The 12258-nt window shown below is 72.0% G+C and carries 9 protein-coding genes and 1 pseudogene; 5 read left to right on the forward strand and 5 right to left on the reverse strand.

The features are described from left to right. Positions 1–68 precede the first annotated feature (68 nt). The 5 genes from JHN63_RS36995 to JHN63_RS37015 are packed head-to-tail and all read right to left on the reverse strand — an operon-like array spanning position 69 to position 5715. Positions 69–1379, reverse strand: coding sequence for a DUF58 domain-containing protein (locus tag JHN63_RS36995; RefSeq protein ID WP_200689211.1), 1311 nt, complete (start codon positions 1377–1379; stop codon positions 69–71). Beyond that, entirely contained in the window at positions 1379–2368 is a 990-nt protein-coding gene (locus tag JHN63_RS37000; RefSeq protein ID WP_200689232.1) for a MoxR family ATPase, read from the reverse strand. The genes JHN63_RS36995 and JHN63_RS37000 overlap by 1 nt, the downstream gene beginning before the upstream one ends. Continuing rightward, complete coding sequence (locus tag JHN63_RS37005; RefSeq protein WP_200689212.1) at positions 2368–3561, reverse strand: DUF4350 domain-containing protein; 1194 nt, start codon at positions 3559–3561, stop codon at positions 2368–2370. The genes JHN63_RS37000 and JHN63_RS37005 overlap by 1 nt, the downstream gene beginning before the upstream one ends. Further along, a complete protein-coding gene (locus JHN63_RS37010; RefSeq protein WP_200689214.1) occupies positions 3558–4343 on the reverse strand; it encodes a DUF4129 domain-containing protein in 786 nt (261 codons plus the stop codon). The genes JHN63_RS37005 and JHN63_RS37010 overlap by 4 nt, the downstream gene beginning before the upstream one ends. Positions 4344–4347: 4 nt before the next feature. Next, a complete protein-coding gene (locus JHN63_RS37015) occupies positions 4348–5715 on the reverse strand; it encodes a glycerophosphoryl diester phosphodiesterase membrane domain-containing protein (RefSeq protein WP_200689217.1) in 1368 nt (455 codons plus the stop codon). Positions 5716–5855: 140 nt separating this feature from the next. Between JHN63_RS37015 and mtnA the strand changes: the two genes are divergently transcribed. From mtnA to JHN63_RS37040, 5 genes and pseudogenes are all read left to right on the forward strand, one after another. Next, positions 5856–6995: an S-methyl-5-thioribose-1-phosphate isomerase gene (gene mtnA / locus JHN63_RS37020; protein ID WP_200689219.1), complete on the forward strand. Its 1140-nt coding sequence runs from the start codon at positions 5856–5858 to the stop codon at positions 6993–6995. An 8-nt stretch (positions 6996–7003) separates the two neighbouring features. Beyond that, complete coding sequence (gene mtrA / locus JHN63_RS37025) at positions 7004–7693, forward strand: two-component system response regulator MtrA (RefSeq protein WP_187284748.1); 690 nt, start codon at positions 7004–7006, stop codon at positions 7691–7693. Position 7694: 1 nt separating this feature from the next. Next, positions 7695–9776, forward strand: a complete 2082-nt coding sequence (gene mtrB / locus JHN63_RS37030; protein ID WP_200689221.1) for an MtrAB system histidine kinase MtrB — start codon at positions 7695–7697, stop codon at positions 9774–9776. Further along, positions 9766–11604 (forward strand): LpqB family beta-propeller domain-containing protein, encoded by a 1839-nt coding sequence (locus JHN63_RS37035; protein WP_200689231.1) that lies wholly within the window; start codon positions 9766–9768, stop codon positions 11602–11604. The genes mtrB and JHN63_RS37035 overlap by 11 nt, the downstream gene beginning before the upstream one ends. A 203-nt stretch (positions 11605–11807) precedes the next feature. Next, positions 11808–12258, forward strand: a pseudogene (locus JHN63_RS37040) (ComF family protein); the annotation flags it as partial.

Here is a 12258-nt window from a genome sequence, read left to right on the forward strand (position 1 = left end):
CGGTACGGGGGTTTTCTGCGTTTCAGGGGTCCTGTAAAGGGCTCTGCTTTTCCAAGCAGGCCCCCGTATTACAGGCGTCCCGCACTCTTGAGAGCCAGATACGCGTCCGCGAGTTTCGGTGCGAGATCGTCAGGTGTCGCGTCGACGATGGTGACGCCGGCTCGGCGGAGCTTTTCCGCGGTGCGGTCGCGCTCGGTCTGGGCGCGTGCCGCGGCCGCAGCCTCGTAGACCGCGTCCGTGTTTCCACGGGCCGTGGCCATGCGGGCGATGTGGGGATCTGCCACGGATGCCACCAGGACCGTATGACGCTGGGTGAGTTGGGCGAGTACGGGGAGCAGGCCCTCTTCGACCGGGGCCGTGTCGAGGCTTGTCAGTAGGACGATGAGAGAGCGGCGGGGGGCCGTGCGGATCGCGGTGGCTGCCAGGCCTCGGGCGTCTGTTTCGACGAGTTCCGGTTCGAGTGTCGCCATCGCGTTGACCAGAGACGGGAGGACGTCGCGTGCCGTGCGGCCCTGGACCAGGGCGCGGACTCGGCGCTCGTAGGCGAGGAGGTCGACGCGGTCGCCGGCGCGGGAGGCCAGGGCTGCCAGGAGCAGGGCGGCGTCCATGGAGGCGTCGAGACGGGGGGCGTCGCCGACGCGGCCGGCTGAGGTGCGGCCGGTGTCGAGGACCAGGAGGATGTGGCGGTCGCGTTCGGGGCGCCAGGTGCGTACCGCGACCGTCGTTTGGCGGGCGGTGGCGCGCCAGTCGATGGAGCGGGTGTCGTCGCCGGGGACGTATTCGCGCAGGCTGTCGAATTCTGTGCCTTCGCCGCGGGTCAGGACGCTGGTGCGGCCGTCGAGTTCGCGCAGGCGGGCGAGCTTCGAGGGGAGGTGCTTGCGGCTGGTGAACGGGGGCAGGACGCGTACCGCCCAGGGGATCGCGTGGGTGCCCTGGCGAGTGAGGAGGCCGAGGGGGCCGTAGGAACGGATGGTCACTCGGTCTGCGTGGCGGTCGCCGCGGCGGGTGGGGCGTAGACGGGTGGTGAGGCGGCGGCGTTCGCCGGGCGGGATCGTCAGGAGGTGGCGGGACGCGGCGAATTCTGTACCGGGGAGCCAGCTGCTGGGGGGCCAGGCGTCGCGGATGCGGGCTCGGAGCGGGCGGCGGGACGGGTTGGTGACCGTCAGGGTGACGTCCGCGGATTCGCCCAGGCGTACGGAGGTGTCGCCTGAGCGGGTGAGGCTCAGGCGGCGTACCGGGGCGGCCAGGGCGAAGTCGCAGGCGCAGGCCACCGCCAAGGGGGCGTTGACGGCCAGGATGCCTGTCCAGCTGGGTTCCCAGATGCCTACGGGGAGGGAGCCCAGGGCTGCGAGGAGGGCGGCGCGGCCGGTGAGGGCCATCAGCGGGGGACCGGGACGTGGGCGAGGATCGCGTTGATGACGGAGTCCGCCGTCACGCCCTCCATCTCGGCCTCGGGGCGCAGGTGAACGCGGTGGCGGAGGGTGGGCAGCGCCAGGGCCTTCACGTCGTCGGGGATGACGTAGTCGCGGCCGGTGAGCCAGGCCCACGCACGCGAGGTGGCCAGGAGGGCGGTGGCGCCGCGCGGGGACACGCCGAGGGAGAGGGACGGCGATTCGCGGGTGGCGCGGCAGATGTCGACTACGTAGGCGGTGATCTCGGGGGAGATCGTCGTCTTGGCGACGGCCGCGCGGGCTGCTTCGAGGTCGGCCGGGCCCGCCACGGGGCGTAGGCCGGCGGCGTGCAGGTCGCGTGGGTTGAAGCCCTCGGCGTGGCGGGTGAGGACGTCGATCTCGTCCTGGCGGGAGGGGAGAGGGATCGTCAGTTTGAGGAGGAAGCGGTCGAGTTGGGCCTCGGGGAGGGGGTACGTGCCCTCGTACTCGACGGGGTTCTGCGTCGCGGCGACCAGGAACGGGTCGGGAAGCGGGCGCGGGGTGCCGTCGACCGTGACCTGGCGTTCCTCCATGGCCTCCAGGAGGGACGACTGGGTCTTCGGCGGGGTGCGGTTGATCTCGTCCGCGAGGAGCAGGTTGGTGAAGACCGGGCCGGGCTGGAAGCGGAACTCGGCGGAGCGGGTGTCGTAGACCAGGGAGCCGGTGACGTCGCTCGGCATCAGGTCCGGGGTGAACTGGATGCGCTTGGTGTCGAGTTCGAGTGCGGATGCGAGGGCGCGGACGAGCAACGTTTTGGCGACTCCAGGGACTCCTTCTAGGAGAACGTGTCCGCGGCAGAGGAGGGCGACGACGAGGCCGGTCACGGCGGGGTCCTGGCCGACCACGGCTTTGGCGATCTCGGCGCGCAGGGACTCGAGGGAGGCTCGGGCGGTGTCCGGATTCCCCGTGGTCCCGGCGTTGTCAGTGGTCGGGTCCATCATGAACGGCGTACCTCTCTTTCGAGGGCGTCGAGTTGGTCGGCAAGTGCGATGAGGGCCGCGTCGTCGCTGGGCGGCGGGCCGAAGAGGAGGGCGTGCAGGGTCTGTCCGTCGCCGTGGAGGTGGGCGGAGAGCGCGGGGAGCAGGGCTTCGGGCGCGTGTGCCTGGGAGACGGGGACGCCTACGAGGGGGGCGAGGCGGGTGCGGGTGGTGGAGCGCAGGGCGGTGGCCGCGCGGTCGCGGGCGTTGGCCTTGCGGTAGAGGCGGGCGCGGCCTTCGACGGTTTCGGAGGCGCGGATCGCCACGGGGAGTTTTTCGGGCACTAGGGGGCCGAGTCGGCGTGCCCGCCACAGGGCGGCCACGGCTGCTGCGATGAAGAGTTGCAGGGTGCCCCAGAGCCAGCCCGAGGGGAGCAGGTCTAGGAAGCTCTGGCTGCCGGAGTCGGTGGCCGAGGTGTCGGACAGCGAGGGGAGGTACCAGACCAGATGGGGGCGGGAGCCGAGGAGTTGGAGGGCGAGCGAGGCGTTGCCCTGCTTGTCGAGACGTTTGTTGAAGAAGATGTCGGGCGCGCCGATGACCACGGTGTCGCCGCCCGCGGCCGCGTCCGGGAGTCGGAGCAGGGTCGGTCGGCCGTCGCTGGGGTAGCACTCGTCGGCGTCGTTGGCGGTGGTCGTGTACCTGTAGTCGCCGGTTTGCGCGTTGCCCGCGCGCTGGGCGGCGGGCAACGAGCAGTCGGGGGCGAGCGTCGAGTCGTAGCTGGGTCCGGAGTCGGCGGTGACCTTGGGGGCGAGTCGGCCCAGGGATGCCGCGCCGGGGCCGACGAGGACCGTACGGCTGCCGGAGTTCGTGAACGCCGCGTGCAGGCCGGACTGTTGAGACTTGGTCAGCAGGTCGGGGACGGCGACCAGGAGGGTGGTGTCCGGGCCGGCCGCGGCGCGGGCCTGGGCCAGGGTGGTGACCACGCGCGTGGACACGCCCCGGTCGCCGAGGAGTTCGGCGACGGCGCGGCTGCCGTAGGGGTCGGCGGAGCGCGGGTCGAGGGCGCCGTGCCGGGCGTCGGAGCGGATCGCGGCGATCGCCACCGCGGCCGCCAGGAGGAGTACGAGCACGAGGACGATGCTCCGCGCGCGGGTCCACACCTGGCGGACGGTCGGCGAGGCCGAGGTGGTGGGGAGCGTGGCCTCCGCGGTCATTCGGCGGCCCCCTGGCTGGTGTGGTGGGCCGTGCTGTGGGCGCTGCTGGTGAGGACGGGCCTGGTGCGCTCCAGGTCTCGGTCCAGGTCGGCGATGCGTCGGTACGACTGCTCGCTCGCGCCGCGTCCGCCGTACGTCACGTCGTCGAAGTGTGCGGCCGCGGCGCGCAGTTCGGTGGTGTGCGAGGGCAGTGCGCGGCCGGCTTCGGCGACGGCTTCGTCGGCTGTGCGGCCGGGGCGGACGTCGAGCAGGGCCCGTTCCTCCAGGGCGCGGACGATGGCACGCATGCGTTCCTGCACCGCGGGGTTCCAGTGTCCCTGGGCGGCGTGTGCCTCGGCGGCCGCGCGGTGTTCGGCGGCGCTGCGGGGGCCGTCCTCGAACAGGGCGGTTGCGGAGACGGGTTGGCGCTGCGGGGTGCCGAGGCGCCACCACAGGGCGGCTCCGACCGCGAGGACGGCCACGATGACGACGACCAGGCCGAGCGTGCCGCCGGGTGTTGCCTCCGATGCGCTGCCGAAGAGTTTGTCGACCCAGTCCGAGATGGTGTTCACGGCCCGCTGCACCAGGCTGGGGTCGTTCTCGTGGTACATCTGCTTGGACAGTTCACGCCGGGCCGCCTCCCGCGCGGGGTCGCGCGGGATCGTCACCGGCGGCTCGTCGCCCGAGAGGGCGGACGACCGTACGACCGTGCCGTGGGCACGCAGCAGTGCCCCCGCGGCCGATTCGACGGCGCGCGGCAGTGTTCCGGGTACCGCTGTGAGAACTCCCCCCGCCAGGCTCACCGCATCAACCCCCAGGGGTGGGGCCGGGGGCCGCGGTGCCCTGGTCCTGGATGCCGGCGGCGCGGGCCAGGTCGAGGTCGAGGGCCTCGCGGCGGATGCGCTGGTCGATGTACAGGAGCACGGTGACGCCCGCCGTGATCGGGAACGCGATCATGCGGCCGATCACCGAGCCGATGCCGCTGATGATGAGGAACGTCCAGCCGAGGTCGCCGCTGCCGTCGACGAGGCCGCTGAGGCCGTCGCCGCTGAACAGGCCGGCGATGAAGGCGAACGGGATGACGAGGATGGACGACAGGATGCTCGCGATGATCTGGGCGAGCAGCTGGATGCCGAAGATTCGCCACCAGGAGCCGCGCACCAGCTTCGCGGAGCGGGTCATCGACTTCACGATGCCCTGCTTCTCCAGCATCAGCGCGGGCGAGGCCAGGGAGAAGCGGATCGCCAGCCAGAGGGTGACGACGGAGCCGGCGAGGCCGCCGAGGACGGCGAGTGCGATGCCCGCGTCCTGCGACCCGGTGGCGGCCACGACGATGCCGGGCACGGTGGGGATACCGATGAGGGCGACGGCCATGAGGATCAGCAGGCAGATCAGGCCGAACAGCTTGAGCACCTGCGGCCGGGCGTCGCGCCAGGCCTCCGTGGCGGTGACCGGCTTGCCGAGTACGGCGCGGCTGGTGACGGCGGTGAGCAGGGCGGTGGCGACGACGGTGCCGATGAGGACGACCAGGTAGACGACGCCGGTGCTGAGGAAGGCCTCGCTCATGGCGCGGGTCACTTCGGAGGCGCTGGCGTTCGGGTCGTCGAGGGCGTTGGTGCTGGTGAGATCGCTGAAGGCGAAGCCCTGGACGAGGACGACGATGGTCTGCATGACGACCGCGATGGTGAGCGAGACGCCCAGGACCGTGCGCCAGTAGGTACGCATGGTGGAGACGGCGCCGTCGAGGATCTCGCCCACGCCCAGCGGGCGGAGCGGGATGACACCGGGCTTGGCCGCGGGTGGGGGGCCGCCCCAGCCCGTGCCCCAGCCGCCGGGAGCGCCGTTGCCTCCGGGCCCGCCGTAGCCTCCGCCGTATCCCCCAGGACCTCCGGGGCCGGCCGGGCCGCCGGGGTGGCCGCCGCCCCAGCCCGGGCCCGGCGGTGGGGGCGGCGGTGCCTGGCCCTGGCCGGGGGCGCTGGTGGGCGCGGACCACTGGGCCGGTGGGGGCTGCTCCTTGGACCACTGCGGGCCGGAGCCCGACGGGTCCGTGCCGGGCTGGTCCGCGGGCTGTGCTGGACCGGGGACGTCCGCAGGTCCGGCGGGACCGGACGCGCCGGGCTCGGGCCCGTCGGGCGGGGCGGATCCGGGCGAGGCCCAGCCCGGAGTGTCGTTCATCGTCGCTCCTTCACGGTGCCCGTCCGCGGGCGCGGCGGCAGGTTGGCAGCCATCGTGCCATGGGGTGGTCGAGCGGTGACCGGCCGCGGTATGGGCTGCACACCTTCAATTGTCCGCCGGATCCGGGGCAGACTGACCGCATGGCTGATCAGCACGCGCAATCCGGCGAGGACGGCCGGCCGACCGAGATACCCGCGATCCGCTGGGACGAGCCCCCCGAGGGCCCTGTGCTGGTTCTTCTCGACCAGACGAGACTGCCGGCCGAGGAGGTCGAGCTGGTGTGCACGGACGCGTCCGCGCTGGTGGACGCGATCCGCTCGCTGGCGGTGCGCGGGGCGCCGCTGCTGGGCATCGCGGGGGCGTACGGCGTCGCGCTCGCCGCCGCGCGGGGCTTCGACGTGGACGAGGCCGCGATGGCTCTTGCGGGCGCCCGGCCCACCGCGGTGAACCTGTCCGTGGGCGTGCGCAGGGCCCAGGCCGCGCACCGGGACGCGGTGGCCAAGGGAGGCGATTCCGCGCAGGCGGCCGGGGCCGCGTTGGCGGCGGCGCGGCGATTGCACCGGGAGGACGCCGAGGCCAGCGCGCGGATGGCCGCGCACGGACTGGCCCTGCTGGACGAGTTGTTGCCCGGCGGTGGGCACCGGATTCTGACCCACTGCAACACCGGGGCACTGGTGTCGGGCGGCGAGGGCACGGCCTTCGCGGTGGCGCTCGCGGCGCACCGGGACGGGCGGCTGAGGAGGCTGTGGGTGGACGAAACGCGTCCGTTGCTGCAAGGTGCTCGCCTGACGGCGTATGAGGCGGCACGCAACGGAATGGCGTACACCTTGCTCACGGACAACGCGGCGGGCTCATTGTTCGCGGCCGGGGAGGTGGACGCGGTACTGATCGGGGCGGACCGGATCGCCGCCGACGGTTCGGTGGCGAACAAGGTGGGGAGCTATCCGCTCGCCGTGCTCGCCCGGTACCACCATGTGCCGTTCATCGTGGTGGCGCCGGTGACGACGGTGGATCCGGACACGCCGGACGGGGCGTCCATCGAGGTGGAACAGCGCCCCAGTTTCGAAGTGACGGAGATCACGTCACCCCAAGTGACGGTGTCGGGAGCGGGAGGCGGGATTCCGGTGGCACCCCTGGGGACCCAGGCGTACAACCCGGCGTTCGATGTGACGCCTCCCGAGCTGGTGACGGCGATCGTCACCGAAGAAGGCGCTGTTTCGCCCGTGACGGCGGGGGCGCTGGCAGAGCTGTGTGACAGGTCACGACAGGTAACGATTTAGTTAATGGGATGATGTCGTTTATGAAGGGACGAGTCCTTGTCGTCGATGACGACACCGCACTGGCCGAGATGCTCGGCATTGTGTTGCGTGGTGAAGGTTTTGAGCCGTCTTTCGTAGCCGACGGCGACAAGGCGCTGGCCGCTTTCCGTGAGAGCAAGCCCGACCTGGTGCTCCTGGACCTGATGCTGCCCGGACGGGACGGTATCGAGGTGTGCCGCCTGATCAGGGCGGAGTCCGGGGTGCCGATCGTGATGCTCACGGCGAAGAGCGACACCGTCGATGTCGTGGTGGGCCTGGAGTCGGGCGCTGACGACTACATCGTGAAGCCGTTCAAGCCGAAGGAGCTGGTCGCCCGGATCCGGGCGCGGCTGCGGAGGTCGGAGGAGCCGGCGCCCGAGCAGCTCGCCATAGGCGATCTGGTCATCGACGTGGCCGGTCACTCCGTGAAGCGGGACGGGCAGTCCATCGCGCTGACGCCGCTGGAGTTCGACCTGCTGGTCGCACTGGCCCGTAAACCGTGGCAGGTGTTCACGCGTGAGGTGCTCCTGGAGCAGGTCTGGGGCTACCGGCACGCGGCCGACACCCGGCTGGTCAACGTGCATGTCCAGCGGCTGCGCTCCAAGGTCGAGAAGGACCCGGAGCGGCCGGAGATCGTGGTGACCGTCCGCGGGGTCGGTTACAAGGCGGGACCGAGCTGACATGTCCAGGGACAGTGCCGCTTCGGCGCCCGGAGGGTCCGGGGCCCGCGCGGGGCGGCCTGTCGGCCGGACGGCGGCGGGCTCCCGGTGGGGACGCCTGTGGGAGGGCGGGCTGCTGCAGGGCGGAGTCCAGGGCAGCCCGGTCCTCCGGCTGTTCATGCGCTGGGTGCGCCGGCCGTTGCTGCCGGTCATGCGGCTGTGGCGGCGCAACATCCAGCTCAAGGTCGTCGTCACCACCCTGCTGATGTCGCTTGGCGTCGTCCTGCTGCTGGGCTTCGTCGTCATCGGCCAGGTGCGCAACGGCCTGTTGGACGCCAAGGTGAAGGCCTCGCAGAGCCAGGCCACGGGCGGCTTCGCCGTGGCCAAGCAGCGGGCCGACGAGGCGGCCAGCGGGACGGCCGACGACGGGTCCGCGACCGGCGGCAACTCCCCGCAGAACGTCATCTCATGGATGAGCGACCTCGTGTCGTCGCTGTCCAGCGGCGGTCAGGGAGCCTTCGACGTGGTGACGCTGCCGGCGGGCGCGGACAGCGGCGCCGGTCGCAGCCCGCGCGGTTCCGGGTACGTCGACCCGTCCGCCAGCATCCCCGAAGCCCTGCGCGCCCGCGTCAACGACAACACGACGGCGGCCCAGAGCTACACCCGGATCATCTACAGCAACGGCAAGGAGTCCCAGCCCGCGCTGGTCGTCGGCAAGCAGGTCAACGACCTGAACAACAACCCGTACCAGCTGTACTACCTCTTCCCGCTCACCCAGGAGGAGAAGTCGCTCAGCCTGGTCAAGGGGACGCTCGCGACGGCCGGGCTCTTCGTCGTCGTCCTTCTCGGGGCCATCGCCTGGCTCGTCGTACGGCAGGTCGTCACGCCGGTGCGGATGGCCGCAGGGATCGCCGAGCGGCTGTCCGCCGGGCGGCTCCAGGAGCGGATGAAGGTCACCGGCGAGGACGACATCGCGCGGCTCGGCGAGGCCTTCAACAAGATGGCGCAGAACCTCCAGCTGAAGATCCAGCAGTTGGAGGACCTCTCGCGGATGCAGCGGCGGTTCGTGTCCGACGTGTCGCACGAACTGCGGACGCCGCTGACGACCGTACGCATGGCGGCCGATGTCATTCATGACGCGCGCGTGGACTTCGATCCGATGACCGCGCGGTCGGCCGAACTGCTGGCCGACCAGCTGGACCGGTTCGAGACGCTGCTCGCGGACCTGCTGGAGATCAGCCGCTTCGACGCCGGCGCGGCGGCTCTGGAGGCCGAGCCGATCGACCTCAGGGAGGTCGTACGGCGGGTGCTCAGCGGCGCCGCGCCGCTTGCCGAGCGCAAGGGCACGCAGATACGGGTCGTCGGCGACCAGCAGCCCGTGGTCGCCGAGGCCGATGCCCGACGGGTGGAGCGGGTGCTGCGCAATCTCGTCGTCAACGCCGTGGAGCACGGCGACGGCAAGGACGTCATAGTCAAGCTCGCCACCGCGGGCGGGGCGGTCGCCATCGCGGTGCGCGACTACGGGGTGGGGCTCAAGCCCGGTGAGGCGACCCGGGTGTTCAGCCGCTTCTGGCGCGCGGACCCGGCACGCGCGCGTACCACCGGTGGCACGGGTCTGGGGCTGTCCATCGCCCTGGAGGACGCGCGGCTGCACGGCGGCTGGCTGCAGGCGTGGGGGGAGCCGGGCGGAGGTTCGCAGTTCCGGCTGACGCTGCCGCGGACCGCGGACGAGCCGCTACGGGGCTCGCCGATACCCCTGGAGCCCAAGGACTCACGCCGTAATCGTGGACTCAATGACGCCGGTCTGCCGAGCGGGGGCGGGGACAAGCGTGCGACGGTCCCGGTGCAGCCGATGGGCGACCAGGCGCCGCCGATGGCCTCGCGGGACCCGATCGCCCCGAGGCCTGCCACCACGGCCACGGCGGACCCCACGGCGCTGCCCGGCAACGGCGCGCGCGTGGTGCCCCGGCCGACCGGTGGCGCTCGACGGCAGGAGGACCGCTCGCCCGCGGATCCGGCTCGGAGCGAGGCCGTGGACAGCACGGACCCGGCCGCCGTACCGGAGGACTCGAACAAGCAAGGGGAGGCATCTCGTGGGCGCTGACCGCGAGGGGGGCGCCCGGCGGAAGCCGGGACGCGCGGTGGCGTACGTCGCGTGTGGTGTCGTAGTGCTGGCGGGGTGTGCCTCGATGCCCGACAGCGGGGATCTCCGGGGTGTCGAGTCGACGCCCCGACAGGACACCCAGGTGCGGGTTTTCGCGATGCCGCCCCGGGAGGACGCGTCGCAGGGGGAGATCGTGCAGGGCTTCCTGGAGGCGCTGACCAGCGACGATCCCAACTACAAGACAGCGCGCCTGTATCTGACCGCCAAGGCCGCGCGGGACTGGCAGCCGGGGCTGTCCACCACGGTGCTCGCCGACGGGCCGAGCACGGACGCCGTTCGTCCCCCGGTCGGTCAGGAGGACAGCGGCACCTTCACGTACACACTGGCCGGCGACCGGGTCGCCACGGTGGACTCGCAGCAGGCCTACGCGCCGGCCGACGGCAAGTACAACAAGGCCGTACATCTGACGAAGGACGCGAAGAGCGGCCAGTGGCGCATCGATGGGCTCCCGCAGGGCGTCGTCATGGGGGAGTCGGACTTCCAGCGCAACTACATGTCGGTCAACAAGTACTACTTCGCGTCGAACACGTCGGCCGCGTCGAACGCGCAGACGATCGCCGTCGCCGACCCCGTGTTCGTACGACGGCGGGTGGACCCCATGACGCAGATGGTGCGGTCGCTCCTCAACGGGCCCACCAGTTGGCTCGGGCCCGTGGTCAGGTCGAGCTTCCCCACCGGGACGGCACTGCGCAAGGGTGTCACCTCGCTGACGCCCGACGACCAGAACAGGCTGACGGTCCCGTTGAACCAGAAGGCCTCGCGGGTGGGGCTGGCCCGGTGCGACGAGATGGCCACGCAGATCCTCTACACGCTCCAGACCATCACGCCCACGGTGGACGAGGTCGAGCTACAGGCCGCCAACGGCGCGCAGTTGTGCGTCTACAACGTCAACAGCGCGGAGTCCCTCGCGGCACACGGTGCCGTGAACCGCCCCGAGTACCTGTACTTCCTCGACGACAAGCACCGCGTGGTGCGGATGCCCGGCGTCAGCCGCGGCACGCACGCCGATCCGGTGCCGGGCGCGCTGGGCGAGGGCGCCACGCAACTGCGGTCGGTGGCGGTGTCGCGGGACGAGGAATCGGGGGCCGGGGTCGGTCTCGACGGGAAGTCGCTCTACGTCGGGTCGATGGTGTCCGGTGCCTCACTCGGGGACCCCGTGCTCACCAGCCAGGGCAAGACGGAGACCGACCGGCTGACGGCGCCCAGCTGGGACGCGCAGGGCGACCTCTGGGTGGCCGACCGGGACCCGAAGAAGCCCCGGCTGCTCATGCTGCAGAAGGGCGCGGGACAGCCGATAGCGGTGGAGACGCTGGGGCTGGACGGCCGGATCGAGTCGGTGCGGGTGGCCGCCGACGGGGTGCGGATCGCGCTCGTCGTGGAGAAGAACGGCAAGCGGTCCCTGCTCATCGGACGGATCCAGCGGAGCGGGACGACGGCGGAGCCGCCGGTGGTCTCGGTCCTTGAACTCCGTTCCGTCACCCCGGACCTGGAGGAGATCACGGCCATGTCGTGGGCCGGGGACAGTCGGCTCGTGGTGGTGGGGCGCGAGCACGAGGGCGTGCTGCAGATGCGGTACGTCCAGGTCGACGGCTCCACACCGGAGGGTCCGGCGCCCGCTGCCCTGACCGGGGTGAAGGAGATCGCCGCGTCCGAGGACGACAAGCTGCCGCTGGTGGCCTACTCGGAGGACGGGATCGTACGGCTGCCCAGCGGGGCGCAGTGGCAGAAGGTGGTCAAGACGGGGTCGGCGCCGGTTTATCCGGGGTGAGGCGCCGGTGACGCGCTGAGGTGATGGACGCGAGAAGCGGCCGTCTTCGGTCGGGCTGGGGCTCGGCGGAGGCGGCCGTTCGTGTGCTCCGGGGTGGCCCTGTACCCGTGTGGGTGAACGCTGTTGACGGTTGCGCCGAGTTGTCCACAGGCCGTTGTCCACAGGGGTGGCCGGTCGGCGGGGGCATTGGCACAGTGGTGGGCATGCGGGGGTGGTGGCGGGACCTCACGGATCTGGTGCTGCCGGCCGAGTGCGGAGGCTGCGGGAGGCCACGCACGGTGCTCTGCCCGGAGTGCCGTGCGGCCCTGAACGGGGCCGTGCCCAGCCGGGTACGGCCGATGCCCGAGCCGGCCGGGCTGCCGGCGACGTATGCGGCGGCTCCGTACGCGGACGAGGTGCGCGCGGTGCTCCTCGCCCACAAGGAACGCGGCGCACTGGCCCTCGCGGGGCCGCTGGGGGCGGCTCTGGCGGACGCGGTGCGGGTGGGGCTTCGGGAGAGCCTTCCCGACGGGTGGAGGTCGGGGGACGGGGCTGTGAGGAGGGACGGTGCGGCGAGCGGGAGTGCGAGGGAGGTGGGCCGGGGCTCGGTGTCGGGGTTCGGGGAGCTGGGGGAGGAGGGTGACGCGGGCGGCGCCGGGCGCGGGAGGGGGCGTA

This window comes from Streptomyces sp. MBT65, from assembly GCF_016612545.1.
GTDB lineage: Bacteria > Actinomycetota > Actinomycetes > Streptomycetales > Streptomycetaceae > Streptomyces.

Coding starts and splice junctions, on each gene's coding strand:
- JHN63_RS36995 (WP_200689211.1), bottom strand. CDS start 1,379: ATGGCCCTCACCGGCCGCGCCGCCCTCCTCGCAGCCCTGGGCTCCCTC.
- JHN63_RS37000 (WP_200689232.1), bottom strand. CDS start 2,368: ATGGACCCGACCACTGACAACGCCGGGACCACGGGGAATCCGGACACC.
- JHN63_RS37005 (WP_200689212.1), bottom strand. CDS start 3,561: ATGACCGCGGAGGCCACGCTCCCCACCACCTCGGCCTCGCCGACCGTC.
- JHN63_RS37015 (WP_200689217.1), bottom strand. CDS start 5,715: ATGAACGACACTCCGGGCTGGGCCTCGCCCGGATCCGCCCCGCCCGAC.
- mtnA (WP_200689219.1), top strand. CDS start 5,856: ATGGCTGATCAGCACGCGCAATCCGGCGAGGACGGCCGGCCGACCGAG.
- mtrA (WP_187284748.1), top strand. CDS start 7,004: ATGATGTCGTTTATGAAGGGACGAGTCCTTGTCGTCGATGACGACACC.
- mtrB (WP_200689221.1), top strand. CDS start 7,695: ATGTCCAGGGACAGTGCCGCTTCGGCGCCCGGAGGGTCCGGGGCCCGC.